At 72.1% G+C, this 16,538-nt stretch carries 10 protein-coding genes; all 10 read right to left on the bottom strand.

Annotation, left to right across the window (positions count from 1 at the left end; all coding sequences use genetic code 11):
• The coding region (locus ACVBEQ_RS26485) for a chromosome segregation SMC family protein (protein ID WP_447156400.1) at window positions 1-1,258 on the bottom strand (1,258 nt) is incomplete at its 3' end.
• A gap of 180 nt (window positions 1,259-1,438) precedes the next feature.
• A complete protein-coding gene (locus tag ACVBEQ_RS26480) occupies window positions 1,439-2,602 on the bottom strand; it encodes an iron-containing alcohol dehydrogenase (RefSeq protein ID WP_447156399.1) in 1,164 nt (387 codons plus the stop codon).
• Window positions 2,599-2,919 (bottom strand): putative quinol monooxygenase, encoded by a 321-nt coding sequence (locus ACVBEQ_RS26475; RefSeq protein WP_447156398.1) that lies wholly within the window; start codon window positions 2,917-2,919, stop codon window positions 2,599-2,601. Before ACVBEQ_RS26475 ends, ACVBEQ_RS26480 begins: the two co-directional genes overlap by 4 nt.
• Window positions 2,920-2,995: 76 nt before the next feature.
• Window positions 2,996-3,982 (bottom strand): L-histidine N(alpha)-methyltransferase, encoded by a 987-nt coding sequence (gene egtD / locus ACVBEQ_RS26470; RefSeq protein WP_447156397.1) that lies wholly within the window; start codon window positions 3,980-3,982, stop codon window positions 2,996-2,998.
• Between the two features lie 153 nt (window positions 3,983-4,135).
• Entirely contained in the window at window positions 4,136-4,882 is a 747-nt protein-coding gene (egtC, locus tag ACVBEQ_RS26465; protein WP_447156396.1) for an ergothioneine biosynthesis protein EgtC, read from the bottom strand.
• A 3-nt stretch (window positions 4,883-4,885) separates the two neighbouring features.
• Complete coding sequence (gene egtB / locus ACVBEQ_RS26460) at window positions 4,886-6,292, bottom strand: ergothioneine biosynthesis protein EgtB (protein WP_447156395.1); 1,407 nt, start codon at window positions 6,290-6,292, stop codon at window positions 4,886-4,888.
• Window positions 6,289-7,656 (bottom strand): ergothioneine biosynthesis glutamate--cysteine ligase EgtA, encoded by a 1,368-nt coding sequence (egtA, locus tag ACVBEQ_RS26455; RefSeq protein ID WP_447156394.1) that lies wholly within the window; start codon window positions 7,654-7,656, stop codon window positions 6,289-6,291. Before egtA ends, egtB begins: the two co-directional genes overlap by 4 nt.
• Before the next feature lie 128 nt (window positions 7,657-7,784).
• Complete coding sequence (gene recD / locus ACVBEQ_RS26450) at window positions 7,785-9,638, bottom strand: exodeoxyribonuclease V subunit alpha (protein ID WP_447156393.1); 1,854 nt, start codon at window positions 9,636-9,638, stop codon at window positions 7,785-7,787.
• Window positions 9,635-13,027, bottom strand: a complete 3,393-nt coding sequence (locus ACVBEQ_RS26445) for a UvrD-helicase domain-containing protein (RefSeq protein ID WP_447156392.1) — start codon at window positions 13,025-13,027, stop codon at window positions 9,635-9,637. The genes recD and ACVBEQ_RS26445 overlap by 4 nt, the downstream gene beginning before the upstream one ends.
• On the bottom strand, window positions 13,024-16,473 hold the full coding sequence (gene recC / locus ACVBEQ_RS26440) for an exodeoxyribonuclease V subunit gamma (RefSeq protein ID WP_447156391.1): 3,450 nt from the start codon (window positions 16,471-16,473) through the stop codon (window positions 13,024-13,026). The genes ACVBEQ_RS26445 and recC overlap by 4 nt, the downstream gene beginning before the upstream one ends.
• Between the last annotated feature and the right edge of the window lie 65 nt (window positions 16,474-16,538).

The following is a 16,538-nucleotide window of genomic DNA, read 5'->3' as shown; positions in this document are numbered from 1 at the left end:
TCTCCGACTCAGCCCACGGTTGCCGAGTACCACGGACAAGCACGAATCGATGGGAGCGAGCCGCCTGCACCTGGCCGGCCAGTCGGGCCAGACCCTCCCGGCGGTCGGCGATCAGCCGGTTCGCCGCGACCAGTTCCGCTTCGGCGGCGCGCAGAGCCGCCTCACACTCGGCGCGCTCGGCGCTGGCGGCGGCCAGCTCGTCGGCGGCGGCCTCCACCGTCTCCTGCAGCACGGCCTGCTCGGCCTCGGCACGGGCGGCCGCTGCTTCCAGCTGCTCCGGATCCCGTCCCGTGCCTGCGTCGCGCGCCGGCCCGGACAGGTTCCTGGCCCGCTCCGCGGCCAGCGCGATCGTGCCGCGCATCCGCTCGGCGAGCGCGGACAACGCGAACCAGGTGTCCTGCGCCTGCTGCAACGCCGGGGTGGCCTCCCGCAGCCGGGCTTCGGCGGCGTCCTGCTCGGCCGTCGCCGCCACCAGTGCGTCGTGCACCCGGGCCCGGTGGTCGATCGCGGCCTGCTCGTCGATCGCCTCCTGCTCGATCTTCGCGGTGATCTGGGCGAGATCGTCGGCCAGCAAACGCATCCGGGCATCACGCAGGTCCGCCTGCACGCCGGCCGCCCGGCGGGCGACGGCCGCCTGCCGGCCCAGCGGTCCCAGCTGCCGTCGGATCTCCCCCGTCAGGTCGGTCAGCCGGTTGAGGTTGGCCTGCATGGCATCCAGCTTGCGGACGGTCTTCTCCCGCCGCTTGCGGTGCTTGAGCACCCCGGCGGCCTCTTCGACGAACGCCCGCCGATCCTCGGGGCGGGCCGACAGCACCGCGTCGAGTTGACCCTGGCCGACGATGACGTGCATCTCCCGGCCGATCCCGGAATCCGACAGCAATTCCTGGATGTCGAGCAGCCGGCAGGACGAACCGTTGATCTCGTACTCGCCGACGCCGTCCCGGAACATCCGCCGGGTGATGGACACCTCGGCGTAGTCGATGGGCAGCGCGCCGTCGGAGTTGTCGATGGTGAGCGTGACCTCGGCGCGGCCCAGCGGCGGCCGGTCGGCGGTGCCGGCGAAGATGACGTCTTCCATCTTCCCGCCGCGCAGCGCCTTGGCGCCCTGCTCGCCGAGCACCCAGGCGATGGCGTCGACGACGTTCGACTTGCCGGAGCCGTTGGGGCCGACGACCGCCGTGATGCCGGGCTCGAAGCGCAGCGTCGTTGCCGAGGCGAACGACTTGAAGCCCTTCATCGTGAGGGACTTGAGATGCACGGTGGCCGGGGTCCCTTTCGTCGGTGCGGCGCCCGGAAGGCAGCCCGGGTCACCACCACAGCAGCGGCAGCGTCCGTGTGACGCTACCGGGCGGGGCGGGGCGGGCCGGGGAGGCCGGGACTCGCGTCGCGGGCAGGCATCCTCGGGTCTTCGGTGCAGTTGGCGGTTTCGCCACCACACCTACCGTGCGGCCTCCAGCACGCCGCGCAGTTCCGCGTCCGACAGCGTCACCGGGTTGCCCTTCATGCTGCTCGACGCCTTCGCCGCCGCGACGACGTCCGCTGCCGCAGCGTCCACGTCGATCCCCAACCCGGCCAGGCCCGGGACGGACAGCTCCCGGACCGTCTCGCGGATCCAGTCGACACCGTCCCCCACCCAGGCGTCGTCCCGCCCGGTGAGTGCCCCCGCCGCTCCGCGGTATTTCTCCAGCGCGTCCTGCGCGGCGTCGGTGTCCAGGCGCTGCAGGGCAGCGACATTCGCCTCGATCACCGGCGCCAGCAGGGCGGCGCAGATCGCCCCGTGCGGAGCGACGGTCATCCCGCCCAGCACCCCGGCGAAACCGTGCACCGCACCCAGCTTGGCGTTCGCCAACGCCATCCCGCTGAGCAAGCTGCAGACGGCCATGTCGGCGCGGGCGGCGCGATCCTCGCCGTCGGCGTAGGCGCGGCGGAGCCCCGACGCGGCCCGTCGCAGTCCCTGCAGCGCCAGCCCGTCGGTGAGCGGCGTCGCGAGCGGCGACACGTACGGCTCGAGACATTGCGTGAGGGCGTCCAGCCCGCTGGCGGCGGTGACCGCGGGCGGACAGCCGGCGGTGAGGTCCGCGTCGACCACGGCGATCGCGGGCAGCATGCTCGGGTCCCGCAGGCTGGCCTTGACGGAGTGCTGCGGGGACGCGAGCACGGCGTTCGCTGTCACCTCCGACCCGGTCCCCGATGTGGTCGGTACCGCGATCGTCGGCAGCGCGGGCTCCGTGAGCGGGCGCCCGTCGCCGATGACCTCGAGGTAGTCGAGCGGGTCTCCACCGTTCGCGAGCAGTGCCGCCGTCGCCTTGCCGAGATCGAGCACGCTGCCTCCGCCGACCGCCAGCACCACGTCCGCGCCGAAATCCCGCGCGAGGGCCACGGCGGACCGCGCGGTGTCGACCGTCGGCTCGCCCGACACCGGCACGACCGTGAACGGCAGGGAGAGCGCATCGACAAGCGTGTGGTGCCGTTCGGGACGGCCGCCGGTGCACACCAGGACGCGGGTGCCGAGCCCGGCCGTCATCGCCGGCACCTCGGCGGACGTCCCGGTCCCGACGACGATGCGCGGGACAGTCGCGAATTCGAAGCTCGCTCGGCTCACCGCGGGACGCCCCACGCAGCTAGGCCGTCAGGGAACACGGTCTCGAACTTCGTCGACTCCCTCGGCACCGCCATCATGTCGGCCACCGAGTCCCGCCACGTGGCGTAGTGGGCGGTCTCCTTGTGCGCCGCCGCGGCGTCCGGGCCGGTGTACACCTCGTTCAGCACCACGTGACTCGGGTCGGCCTGGTCCTGCAGGACGTCGAACCGCAGCACGCCCTCCTCGGTCAGTGAGGCCCGCGCATTGATCAGGCTGGCCGCAAGGAAGTCGCCGACCCGGTCGGGCTGGACATGGACATGGACGTGAACAGCGAGCATGCCGCCATTCTGGTCCACCCCGGCCGAGGCATCATCCCGAGTGCCGCCCGACCTGCCCGAGCCTGCCGGTGCTCTTTCACTCAGCCGGTGCCCACAGCGACAGCGAGAACCACTCACGATCGTCCGACCACCAGCCCCGGCGGGTGAAGCCTGCGGCAACCAGTTCGGCGTCGAGGGCGTCCGGGCGGAACTTCGCGGAGATCTCGGTGCGGATCTCCTGGCCGCGGTCCAGGCGGACCTCCAGATCCAGCGCCGCCAGGCGCGCGCGGGTGTCCCGGACCGCCCGCAGACGCATCTCGATCCACTCGTGCTCCGCGTCCCACACCGCCACATGGGCGAAGTGGCGGCGGTCGAAGTCGCCCTGGAGGCGCTGGTTGAGCACGTCGAGCAGGTTGAGGTTGAAGGCGGCGGTGATCCCGGCGGCGTCGTCGTAGGCAGGCACCAGCACATCAGGCGACTTCACCAGGTCGGCGCCGAGCAGGAAGGTGTCCCGCTCCCCCAGCTGTTCTCGGAGCGAGCGGAGGAACCTGGCCCGGTCCACCGGCTCGAAATTGCCGATCGTGGAACCGAGGAACGCGACCGTCCGCGTTCCTCCGGTCGGCAGCAGCGCCAACTGCCGGGTGAAGTCCGCGCGCATTGCGGTGATCTTCAGGGCCGGATAGCCGGCGACCAGCCCGGCACCGGCCGACCGCAGGGCGTCCTCGCTGACGTCCAACCCCACGTAGGACGCCGCGCCACCGGTCATGGCCGTCATCGCGTCGAGCAGCAGCCTGGTCTTCTCCGACGATCCGGATCCCAGCTCGATCAGCGTGTCGCAGCCGGCGAGTTCGACCATCTCCGGTGCGTGCCGCTGCAGGATCGAACGCTCGGTCCTGGTGGGGTAGTACTCGGGCAAGCGGGTGATGACCTCGAACAGCTCACTGCCGACCTTGTCGTAGAACCACTTGGGAGGCAACCACTTCGGCGTCGCGCCGAGGCCGGTCAGCACGTCGGTGCGCAGCTCCCGGTCGCTGAAATCGGCGGGCAGATGGTCGGTGTAGGTGTATCCGATGGAGGTCGGCAAGGGTTGCTCCGGAGGTCGAGAGATGGGCGTCCCCCGCGGGAGTGACCGGGCTCGGGAACTCCCGCGGGGACAGCAGGGTCGGGCAGATCCGGTGGGGCGAGTGTGTGCAGCGAGGTGTGTGCGGCGACGGGGTGTGCGGCGACGGGGTGTTCGTCAGGCTCGTGGGGTCAGGGGTGTCACGACGGCGCCCGAGGCGTCGGCCTCGAGCAGTGATCGGTCGGGGACCGGGGTCCAGGCAGGGTCGTCGTCGTACGGCTCGGAGGCGACGACGAGCCCGTGCGGAAGGACGCGCCAATACAGGCCGGTGCCCCAGGCGGTCGCGGTGATGCGCTTCCCGTCCGTCAGCAGGAAGGTCAGCCGGCCCCCTCCGGCCTCGGCGACCCTGCTGACCACCTCGGTCAACGCCGCATCAGGCGGTTTGCCGCGGCCGAGCAGGTCGCGGGTCATCGCCCAGAGCAGCGCGGAGTCGGTGGGTGCCTCCAGCCGGGCCAGTTCACCCGGATCCAGCCCCCAGGCAAGCCGCGACGCGACCTGGGGCCAGCCGAACACGGCACCGTTGTGGCTGAACAACCACGGGCCGGACCGGAAGGGCGCCGCCGCGGACTGCCCACCCGACATCCCGACGGTCGCCGACCGCACCGCGGCCAGCACCGCCCCCGACCGGAGCACCCTGGCCAGGTCCACGAAGGTCTCGTCCGCCCAGATCGGGCCGGCCGCCCGGTGCCGCGCAGGTTCCGCGACATCGTCGACATACCAACCGATCCCGAACCCGTCGGCGTTGACGACGCCGTGGTCCTGGTGTCGAGGCGCCCAGGACTGGCGCACCAACGAGTGCGGCGGGTCGCTGAGCAGCGCGCCGAGCCGCACCGGCGCGCCGACGTAGGCAAGGTGACGGCACATGGCTCACTCCTCGCCGGCCGCGGCATCCCGCGCGCAGCGGAAACCCGCGAAGATCTGCCGGCGGATCGGGTAGTCCCAGTTCCGGAACGTGCCGCGGCAGGCGGACCGGTCCGCCCCGAATGACCCGCCGCGCAGCACCTTGTACTCGGGCCCGAAGAAGACCTCGGAGTACTCGCGGTAGGGCCACGGCGCGAAGCCGGGATAGCCGGCGAAGTCGCTGGACGTCCATTCCCAGACGTCACCGATCAACTGCTGCACGCCGAGCGGTGACGCCCCTGCGGGATACGCTCCGACAGGTGCCGGTTGCAGGTGCTGTTGGCCGACGTTGGCGCGCTCCGGTGTCGGGTCGTCGTCACCCCAGGGGTACTGCCGGGCCGATCCGCTCGCCGGATCGTGCCTGGCCGCCTTCTCCCACTCCGCCTCCGTGGGGAGCCGTTTCCCGGCCCACCGCGCGTAGGCGTCGGCCTCGTACCAGCAGACATGCATGACCGGCTCGTCCGCCGGGACGGGTTCGACCACGCCGAACCGGCGACGCACCCACTGTCCCGCGTCACGGCGCCAGAACAGCGGGGCGGTCAGACCGACCTGCCCGCGGTAGGCCCAGCCGGCCGGATCCCACCATCGCGGGTCGTCGTACCCGCCGGCCTCGATGAACGCCTGGTAGTCGCCGTTCGTCACCGGGAAGGTGTCCAGCCAGAACGCATCGACCGAACGCCGGTGCGCGGGCCGCTCGTTGTCCAGTGCCCAGGGGTGAGCCGACGTGCCCATGACGAAATCGCCACCGGGCACGAAGATCTCGCCCGCCCGGACAGGTGCGTGCGGCGCGGGCGGCGGCGGCGCGGACATCACCGCATCGCCCTCCCGCAACTGATGGGTGGCGAGCATCGTCTCCGCGTGCTGCTGTTCGTGCTGGACGATCATGCCGAATACGAAACCTTTTTCGGTGAGCCGGCTCCCGGTCAGCGGTGTGCGGTCGAGCAGGTCGATGACCCGGGACCGCACTTCGCCGACGTAGCTACGGGAGGCCGACGCGTCGAGCAGCGGCAACGCCGGCCGGTCCGCGCGGGGGTGCTGGAAGGCGTCGTAGAGCTGGTCGACAGTCTCCGGCAGAATCGGCTCCCGGCCGCCGACGTCCCGGAGCAGCCAGAGCTCCTCCTGGTTCCCTATATGTGCGAGATCCCAGACCAACGGTGACATCAGCCGGGAGTGCTGACGGACGAGTTCGTCGTCGTCGATGGCTTCCGTCAGCAGATGGGTCCGCGCCCGCGCCCGTTCCATGTCCTCGACAATGCGCCGTTTGAGCGCGTCCTGGCCGAGCTCGCGAACGGCATGTTCCTGCAGCCGCAGCGCCCCAGGGGCATCCCCATCAGCAGCGACGGTGGGGACGGCGGACGGATGCTGATCGGTCATGACGGCTCATCCCCTTGGTGACGGCTGCTGTCTGTCAACGACGCGGTGGTGGACGACGCGGTGCTGTTCAGGTCGGGTGGGTCGTCGGCGGGACATCGGCCCCTGGCGGTCCACCGTTCGATGTACCCCTCGACCTGCTCGGCCAACGAAACGGTGTCGGGGTTCCGGCGGAGCGCCGCGGCACCGGCCAGCAGCACCTCATTGGCGGCCCTGCGCAGTGCCTGATCGCCGACCCCGAGCCGTGCCGCGTCACGCCAGCGGCCCTCGATCGGCGCGCATGCCTCCCTTGCCCGCTCCGCTGCCACGCCGTCCTCCAGCAGCGCACCGACGACGGCGGTCGGTACGGCCCACCATCCGCCGGGCTGGGCGTCGATGTACCGGATCTCGAGATAGCCCTTGGGCCGGACGTGCGGGAACAGGGTCGTCAGGTGGTAGGCGAGATCATCCGCAGTCGGTGGGTGGCGGTCCGGGACGGCGGCGGAGCCGAGCCGCACCCAGTCCCGGAAGCTCACCCCGGCGGGCGCAGCCCACGGTCGGGTGTCCCGCCGGACCAGCATCAACGGGGCATCCAGGACCCACCTGGTCCACGCCGCTGCGAGATCTTCGCCGCTGCGCAGGACCGGGCCGCCGGTGCGGCACGGGTCGAGGGACATCCACACCGCCTGCCGGTAGCTCTTCCAACCGGTCGGTCGCCCGGCGCAGTAGGCGGAGTTGGCGAACCCGGCAACCAGCGCGGGCCCCACCGCGTGCAGCAGATCCCACCTGGCGGAGGCGTCCGCCGGTGCCGGGACACCGTGGCCCGCCGCGGTTCCAGGGCCGGCCGGATCGATCGCCGCTTCGACGTTGACCTGCACCGAGGCGGTCGAGCACATCATGGTCCGGGCGGCCGGTCCCCACGGGTCGAGATAGCGCTCCATGGCGACGTAGCGCGGGTGATCGGAGGTGCGGCGCGGGGGTCGGATCGGATCGACGCCGATGCCTGCCAGCCGGGCGCCACATCGATCGGCGCGGCGCCGCAGGGCGGCAAGGTCGCGCCGGACGGTGGCGACGGTGTGCTGCAGGGTGTGCCCGGGGCGGGAGCTGAGCTCGACCTGCCCACCGGGCTCGACGGTCAGCCGACCGTCGAGGTCGCCATCGGCAAGTTCCCGGAGGAGAGCGGGATAGCGCTGCTCGGGGTAGTGCATCGCGAGCCCGTCCGGGTGCTGGGCGTCGACGACGAGGAGTTCCAGTTCGACTCCGATCCGGCCGGGCGGGCCGTTCTTGAAGCAGGTCCGCGGGATCCACGCCTCGGCCGCCGCCTCGGAGAGCGGTGGGTGCACCTCGGTCGGAGTGGTGTCGGTGGGCAGCGTCTCGATCGTTCGCATCAGCTGATCTCCCTGGGATGTGGGTCTGCGGGATTCGCTCCGGTGACAACCCTGACATCGTGCCCCCGACCACCGACAGCCGATATTCCTGGGGTCCTTACGGGTCGATGACGGTGTCCCGGGAGCGGTCAGCCGGTGGTCTGCGCGAGACGCAGCCGTAGCCCACTGGCCCGTGCGGCGGGCCGGGAGATCGCCGCACGGAACTCCGCTTCGCTGCCCACCAGCCGAACGAACACCTCGGCCCTGGTCAGCGCCGTGTACAGCAGTTCCCTGGTGGACAGCGGCGAGTCCGCCTCGGGCAGCACGAATGTCACCCGATGGAACTGGCTGCCCTGACTGCGGTGAACGGTCATCGCGTGGACGGTCTGCGCCTCCGCCAACCGCCGCGGGGCGAATCCGGCCATGTCCCGCTCACGGCCGAACATCACCCGCAGGCTCGCGTCCGCATCGCGGACAGCCACACCGGTGTCGCCGTTGAACAGCCCCAGGGCATAGTCGTTCGCGGTGATCAGGACGGGCCGACCGGCGTACCACTCCCCCTCGGTGACGTCGTGATCGATGTCGGCCAGCCAGTCCTCGATCCGCCGCGTCCATTCCTGCACGCCACGGGGACCAGAGCGGTGGGCGCAGAGCAGCCGGTGCGCATCCAGCCGCTCCAGGGCGGTCAGGGCGTCGCCGGCCACCGCGGCGGCCCGGACGGCCGTCGCCGCCTCCAGAACGTCGCGGCGGATGCCCGGCTCGTCCGGCGGCACCAGCAGCACCGCCGTCCCGCCGCGGTGCAGCACCGCGACCGCGGCGTCGGCGTCGCCATCCCGGACGGCCGAGGCCAGATCGGCGATGTCGCCGCCGAACCGCCAGGTCTTGCGCAGCAGCACCACGGACCGGCGGCCGCTCCCCACCTCGGGCCCGCTCGCCGCCCCTGACGAATCGGTGGGCGCACCGGCAGCGACGTCGCGTGCGGTCAGTCCGGCGACCAGGTCGGCGAGCACGGCACCGGCTTCCACGGAAGCGAGCTGGTCGGGGTCACCGACCAGCAGCAGCCGGGCGTCGGGCCGGACCGCCTCCAGGAGCCGGGCCATCATCGTCAGCGACACCATCGACGTCTCGTCGACGACGACAAGGTCGAACGGCAGCCGGTTGTCGCGGTTGTGCCGGAACCTGGTGCCGCGTCCGGGGACCCAGCCGAGCAACCGGTGCAAGGTCGACGCCGTCAGCTCCGGGAGGTCGTGCCGATCCGCGGGGTCGAACCTCGTGGCCTCGTGCTGGACGGCGGCCTGCAGCCGGGCGGCCGCCTTTCCGGTCGGGGCGGCCATCGCCACCCGCAGCGGCGGACCGGGCTGGGTCATCAGCAGGGAGATCACCCGGGCGACCGTGGTGGTCTTGCCGGTTCCCGGGCCACCGCCGAGCACGGTCGTCCATTGGGTGGCGGCGGCGCGCGCGGCGGCTCGTTGTTGCTCTGCGTCCGAGCCGGGGAAGAGCCGTTCGAGACCCAGTGCGAGCGCACTGCTGTCGACGTCGGGCGGCGGCTGCGACTCGCGGGCGAGGAGATCCCGGTACACCTGCTCCTCCTGCCGCCGGTACCGGTCGAGGTAGAGCAGGCCGTGTTCGAGCCGGAGCGGTTTGCCGTCACCGACGAGCGGGCTGTCCCGCACGGCGACGGACCAGGCGGCGGGGTCCGGCCAGGGTAGTGCCGGCTCGAGCGCCGTCCATTGGTGGCGCAGCAGATCCAGGTCGACGCAGACCGACCCGCTGCGCACCCCACGGACGGTCAGGGCGATCGCCAGCCGGACGTCGTCGTTGCTCTCGCCGCCCAACCGGCCGAGCCGCTCGGCCACATGGACGTCGGCGGCGTTCAGCACGCCGGCGGCGTTGAACTCGCGCAGCGACCCGGTCGCGTCGACCGCGATCCTGACGTCGAACGGGTCGTCCGGATCGGGGCCGTCGGGATCGAACCGCTCAAATCCCGTCGACGCGGCCGTCATGACGCCGCCATCGGGTCGGCATCCAGCAGGTCGGACAGGTCGGAGATCAGTGCACCCGGCGGCCGCCAGCCGAAGACGCCGCACGGCACCCCGTCGACCAGCGGTGTCGACGCCCCGGCCATGCCGCGGACGAACAGGTAGAGCACGCCGCCGATGTGCACGCTGGGGTCGTACGCCGGCTGCCGCCACCGCAGGAACCGGTGCAGCGCAACGCAATACAGCAGAGCCTGCAACGGGTAGTCGGATCCGGCCATCACCGCGTCCATCGCCGCCGGCCGGTAGTGCCACGCCGACAGCTCGGTCTCGTCGGCCTCACCGAGCCAGTTCGTCTTGTAGTCGGCCACCACGTATCGCGGGCCGGGGAGCCGGAACACGGCGTCCAGGCTGCCGGTGAGGTAGCCGCGGAGAGGCTGCTGTGCGAACGACGGCGAGGCGAGCCGGTCGGCGTAACCGGCGAGGGGGTCGTCGGCGGCCAGGTGCCGCCGGATGACGGGTGCGAGCGATCCGAGCAGGATGCCGTCGCCGGCGCCGTCTCCGCCGGCCAACGGCAGCTCGAAGTCCATCTCGGGCAACCGGTCCCGGGTGGAGATGTCGCGCAATGCCAACCCGCCCGCCAGTGGGCCGAGCGGGGTGTGCAGCACCGGGAGCAGTGCCGCGCCCAGCTCTTCGGCGGTGAAGGTGGCACCCCGACGGGCGATCTGTTCGGCAGACCGCAGCACCAGTTCGGCCGGGAGGTCCACGGCCTGTGGATCGGTGGTCTCCAGGACCGCGTGCACCAGGGTGCCGAACGTGGTCCCGGCCGGCAGATCGGACATCGGCGACCGCACGGCACGCAACGCTGCGTCCCCGCCGGTGGCCGACCTGATCGCCGGGATGGCCTCGTCTGCCCGCTCGATCTGCTCGGGCTCGCTGCCGACTCCGGGATCACCGCTCAACGACCCGGTTCCCGCGGGGAGCGGGGCGTGCTCGCCCGTGGAGCCGGCCGCGGCCAACGACGAGTAGGAGACCCGCCGCCACCCCCCGTCCGGGCTCCGGTGCAGGTGGCCGAGGGTGAACTCCCCGGCGGGCGCGGGAGGCGCCGCCGGCGGCTTGATCACGGACACAGCCGCCTTCTCGACGACCAGCGCCTCCCGCTGCTCCAGGACCCGCAGGTCCCGCGCGGCGACGTCGTCCAGTGCGAGCGGCACCACGTCCGGCACCGCGCCGTCGTCGTCACGGTGCCCGAACAGCACCCGGTGCAGCCCCGAACCCGGCGTGTTGAACGTCGGAGCCCACCAGCTCACAACCTGTGACTGCGCCCGGGTCAGGCCGACGTACAGGTGCCGCAGCGCCTCGCCGGCCTCCTCGGTCAGCGACTGGTCCTCCCGTTCCGGTCGGCCGCGGGTGCCCGGGCCGCCGATGTCGAGCACCCGTCGCCCCTGGTCGTGCAGCAGCAGCGTGTCGGGCGTGTGGACGTGCCGGTCGAACGCGAAGGGCAGATAGACGACCGGGTACTGCAGACCCTTGCTGGCGTGCAGGGTGACGACCTGCGTTGCGGCGGCATCGGTCTCGAGTCTGCGGACGCGGTCGGTGGTGATCTCCGCCCTGGTGTCCGCCCGTCGACGACGCAACCAGTCGGTCAGCGCGGACAGCCCCAATCCCTCCTCGAGTGCGGCCGCGTGCAGCGCCTGGCCGACGTGCCTGAGGTCCGTCAGCCGACGCTCACCGTCGACCCTGCCCAGCATTCGGGCCGTCATCCCGCACTCGGTGCCGGCCACCTCCAGCAGCGCGGCCACGCCGCGGGCGGTGAAGACGGTCGCCCAGCGGGAGAAGAGCGCGCTGAGCCGGTCGGTCAGCGCGTCGCCACCGGCGGCCAGGTCGGCGGCGGTGTGACCGACGAACGGGGTGAGAGCCGCTGCCCGGACCCGCCCGGACCGATGCGGCTGCTCGATGGCCTCCAGCAGTACCTGCCAGTCCTCGCCGGCGGCGGTCTGGAAAACGCTCACATTGCCGGACACGACGGCCGGGATACCGGCGGCGGAGAGGTGGTCCTGGATCAGGGTGGCCTGCGCATGGGTGCTCACGATCACCGCGATGTGCCCGGCACCGATCGGTTCCTCGTTGAACCTGGCCCCGCAGGAGAGCAGGTCGGCGATGTCCGCGGTCAGATCACGGGCGACGAAGGCCCGGGCACGGTCGATCGGGATCTTCTGGTTCCGGCCCATGCCGAAGTCGTCGCGGCGCAGGACGCGCAACCGGAGCGGTGATCCCGAGGGCGCGCCGACCAACCGCGAGCCTTCCTTCTGCGCTGTCACCCCGCGGACCGGGATCTCCGGGCTGCCGAGGGCAAGCCCACCCAGCAACTCCTGCAGGGCCTTCACCAACGGTTCGTCGGTGCGCCAATTGCGGGTGAGGGTCGCGCGGGCGCCGGCGGTGCGGGCGGCTGACAGGTAGGTGTCGATGTCGCCGCCTCGGAAGGCGTAGATCGACTGCTTGGGGTCACCGACCAGCACCACGGTCGCGTGCCCGCTGAAGGCCCGTTCGAGGATCTGCCACTGGACTGGGTCGGTGTCCTGGAACTCGTCGACGAGCACGGTCGACCAGCGGGCCCGCATCCGTTCCCGCGCGGGTGCGTCGGCCGCCTCCAGGGCGGCTGCCAGCCGGCCGAGCAGGTCGTCGTAGCCGAGGATGCGCCGGCGCCGCTTACGCCGGTCGACCTCCTGCCGAACCGCCGCGCCGAACCGCACCCGGCGGGCCGACGGGCTGCCCGCCGGTTCCCCCGCCGGCTCGAGCACGGCCTGTGGATCGTTGACCACCCGACGGGCGAGGGTCAGCGCGGTGTCCCGGTCGAAGATCGGGTCGGCGGCGCCGCTGCCAGCGAATGCCCGGACGTAGAGATCGTCGACCACCTCCACGATCAGGTCGTCCAGGGTCTCGACCAGTTCGACATCGGCGTCGCCGTCCCCGGCGATGCCCAGCCCGGTCAGCACGTACTGGCAGAACTGGTGCGTGGTGACGATCGTCGCGGCGTCGAAACCGGCCAGTCCGGCGCGGAGCCGTTCCCGTCGGCGGGCCACCTCGTCGTCGGCAGCATCGGCCAGCAGGACGTGAATCGGGTCGTCTCCGGAACGGGCTGTCGCAGGGTCGGCCAACGCCCGTTCGGCGTTCACCAGGTGACCGCGGACGCGCTCGCGCAACTCCTGGCTGGCCGCCCTGCCGAACGTGATGACGAGCAATTCGTCCAGGGCTGCAACACCTTCGGCGACGTAGCGGGTGACCAGCGCGCCGATGGCATGGGTCTTGCCCGTCCCCGCGCTGGCCTCGAGCACCGTGGTGCCCTCCGGCAGCGGCCCGCAGAAGTCGAACGCGGAGACGCCGACCTCGGTATCGGCGGTGGTCGGCCGGCTCACAGCATTGCCTTCTGTTCGTGATCGAGCAACGGGAACCACAGTTTCGTGGCGAGTGCCGCGAACCGATCCGATTCGCCGCCGGCGGCCGGTCTGATCGCCGCCGCCATGGCCCCGAGGTCCGTTGTCCGGCAGGGCGTCAGCAGGCTGGCGAACGGGGCACGCCGTCCCCAGACCAGTGCGTGCGCGTCGTCGTCGTCCTCGCCGGGGAACTTTCCGGTCGCCCATTTCTCCCGCGCGCGGACGTACGCGTCGGCCGGATCGGCACCGCCGAATCGGGTCTCCGCGTAGGCCGCCGCTGCCTTCACCGGCAGTGGCAACGGTTCGCGCAGCCCCTGGTCGTAGAGCTCGACCAGCTCCTCGATCACCGCACCTGCCATCCCGGGCGGCAGCGGGGTGAGGGTCGCACACTGCGGATGGGCATGCGCGCCGCGTCCGACAGTTGCTGCCCCCCATGATGAGTCGCCGTCAGATGCGGTCAGCGCGACGATGCTGATCCACGCGCGGAGCCGCGCCGCCGCCCCAAGCCGGCTGAACAAGACCGCTACCAGGACTGTGTCGTGCAGCCCGCTGACCGTGCCGCGGACCTGACGTCCGTCGGCGAGATCGACGGTGACGTCGGCGGTCCGGCGCGGTGCTGCCCTCAGTGCCGCCGTCCGATCCACCAACGGCCGCAGGTCCTCGAGCACGCCGTTGAGCGTCCGTTGCCCGAGCGGGCCGGGCGGCAGCACCCCGCGGCGCCATTCCGCCTGCCGGCATTCCTCCTCGCTGACACCCGCAAGCCGGTCCTTGAGCAGCCGGTCGCCGACCCCCCAGGTCTCCAGGGCGTCCAGTTCGACGGGAAGTGCATCGGACGGGTCGTCCTCCTCGAAGCGCAGGCCGATGTCCAACCGCTGGCGGAGGAATCCCTTGGCGGGATGGGTCAGCAGCCGGATCAGATCCGCCAGGTCGATATCGGTCCGCGGCGGTGCCGGCAGCGGCGACGGCAGGAACAGCGGCACGTCGACCCGTGGGCCGGCGGCCGCGCGGGCGCCGGCCAGTGCAGTGGGATCGAAGGTGAAGGCACCGGGCCGGCCCAGCTTCCCGGGCAGCACCGTGCGGGCGTCGAAGGGCTGCAACGGATGTCGGATCTCGACCTGGTCCCGGACAGTGCGGGGCTTGTCCGACTTCGGCACGGCGGTCGCCGTCTCGTCCAGCGTGTCGAGCAACTCACCGACCGGGACGGCAGGCGGCTTGCGCATCCCGGTCCGCTCGTCCGCCCCGGTGAAGGTGATCACCAGCTTGTCGGTGGCGGCCAGCACCGCGTCGAGCATCAGCTGCCGGTCCTCCGACCGCGGGTCGCGCTCACCCACCGCTGGTTCCCGGGCCAGCACGTTGTCGCCGTCCTCGCGAGCTGTCCGCGGGAAGACGCCGTCGTCGAGCCCGAGCAGGCACACCACCCTGTGCGGCACCGACCGCATCGGCACCATCGTGCACACCGTCAACGTGCCGGTGCGGAAGTTCGCCCGGGTCGGCCGCCCGCCCAATCGACCCGCGAGCAGTGCGCGGATGTCGGCCCGACCCAGCGAAACAGCCGACGCACCGGCCAGTTCCGCCTTCCGCTGGACGTCGCCGAGTTCGCGGCGGAGCTCGGCGCTCTGCCAGCTGTTGGTCGCCGACACGCTGGTCAGGCTGTCGACCGAGTCCACCAGTGCGGTCAGCCAGCCCTGCACGGTGTGCTCCCCGGCCAGCGAATCAACGGCGCGGGTGAGCCGGGCCAGCAGTTCGGCGAACCGGCCGGCCAGATCGACATCGGAACTGCCGACGTCGTCGAGCGGCAGGGCGGTGGCGAGCCGGTTGTTGTCCTCGTCGGCCATCGCGACGCCCACGAGAACCCGGTCGAGCGCGGCCCGCCAGGTGTTCTGCGGATACGCCTGGAGGCCGAACTCGGCCCGATGCGCGCCGTCGAGCCCCCACCGCGCGCCCGCGTCGACGGCCCACCCGGACAGCCGTTGCAGCTCGTCGTCATCGAAGTGGAATCGCCGGCGGACCGGACCCCAGGCGGCCAGGTCCAGCACCTCGGACGCCGTCACCCTGCTGTCGGCGAGGTCGAGCAGCCGCTGCACGGTGGCCAGCAACGGGTTCGTCTGGGTCAGCGCCCGGTCCGCCAGCCGCACCCACAGGCCGTGCGCGGGGTGGCCGCCGTCGATCACCTCGTCGAGCCCGAAGGCCCCCTGGATGAGTGGGGCGTAGGCCTCGATGTCCGGGCACATCACCAGGATGTCGCTGGGCAGCAGCGTCGGATCGGCCGCCAGCATCCCGACGATCACATCGCGCAGCACGTCGACCTGGCGGGACGGGCCGTGGCAGGCATGCACCTGGATGCTGTCGTCCGTCGGCTCCAGCAGTGGCCGGCCCGCCGATGGCCGCACGTTGTCGCGGAGGTCCGCCTGTAGCCGCTGCAGCAGGGTGGGCTCATGATGCTGCTGCGCGGTGCGGTAGGTATCGGGGTCGCGGGTATCAGGATGATGCGTATCGGTGTGCGGGGCCGCGGAGAGGGTCGCCTGCATCTCCCGCGCATCCCTGCCGAGTGAGGACAGCAGTGGGTGTCGGACCGCGCTGCTGGTCGGGTCCGCCGCCCGGGTACCGGGGTGGCCGGCTGGTGCCGACGCGGCCAGCGCGGACCACAGCGCGGGCGAGGGATGCGGCAACCACAGGTGGACGTCACGGTGCTCGGCGAGGGCCGTGAGCACCCTGAACTGGCGTGACGGCAGCGCCGTCGGACCGAACAGGGAGATCCGTTCCGGGAGATCGACGCACCCGGGGTCGGCACCCAGACCGGCGATCACGCCGGCCAACCGGACCACCGGATCGGGCGCGTCGATCCGGTCCCGCAACCGCCGCCAGAGCTCGGGCTGCCACGCCATGTCCGGCGGCACGGGCTTTGCCCAGCCGTCCTCGTCCCGTCCGGAAGCCCAGGCCGCGAGCATGTCGGGCCGGTGCGTGGCGTACCCGTCGAACAGCCCCGCCAGCCGGCGGCTGACCGCGTACCGCCGAGCCCGCCGATGTGCGATGGCCGGGTCTGCCGCATCGCCGGCCGGTCCGGTCGCGTACCCGAGGTGGGTCGCGAGCGCACGGCACCATGGTTCGGTCGAGCAGCCGTCGATGACCTCGAGCAGGGGCCAGACGGCGGTGTCCGGGGCCCACGGATCGTCGTCCTGCCGCCCGGCCACCTCGGCGAGCAGCGCGGCCGGCGACGGGAACCGGACGGCCGCGCAGATGCCGTCGCCGCGCCCGTCACGCACACCCAGGTGGTGCGAGAGCCGCTGGGTCAGCCAGCGCTCGATGCCACGGGCCGGTACGGCGATCACCTCCTGGGCAAGCACATCCGCCGGTGGATCGGCCAGCAGTTCGGCGAGGGCAGCCGCAAGGGTGTCCGCGCGTTCGGCACGGTGCAGGTGCAGGGTCACCGCGGCGCCCCCGCCGGCTTGTCGGCAGCACCCGGGCAGCCGATGGCGCGGCCGCGTTGCATCCC

This window comes from Nakamurella sp. GG22, from assembly GCF_052976845.2.
Note: the sequence above shows the minus strand (reverse complement) of the source record. Positions and strands in the feature narration are given on the sequence as shown.

What these genes read in the sequence shown, in the direction of transcription:
- ACVBEQ_RS26475 (WP_447156398.1), bottom strand. Translation starts at nt 2,919, where the DNA reads ATGCTCGCTGTTCACGTCCATGTCCATGTCCAGCCCGACCGGGTCGGC.
- egtC (WP_447156396.1), bottom strand. Translation starts at nt 4,882, where the DNA reads ATGTGCCGTCACCTTGCCTACGTCGGCGCGCCGGTGCGGCTCGGCGCG.
- egtB (WP_447156395.1), bottom strand. Translation starts at nt 6,292, where the DNA reads ATGACCGATCAGCATCCGTCCGCCGTCCCCACCGTCGCTGCTGATGGG.
- egtA (WP_447156394.1), bottom strand. Translation starts at nt 7,656, where the DNA reads ATGCGAACGATCGAGACGCTGCCCACCGACACCACTCCGACCGAGGTG.
- recD (WP_447156393.1), bottom strand. Translation starts at nt 9,638, where the DNA reads ATGACGGCCGCGTCGACGGGATTTGAGCGGTTCGATCCCGACGGCCCC.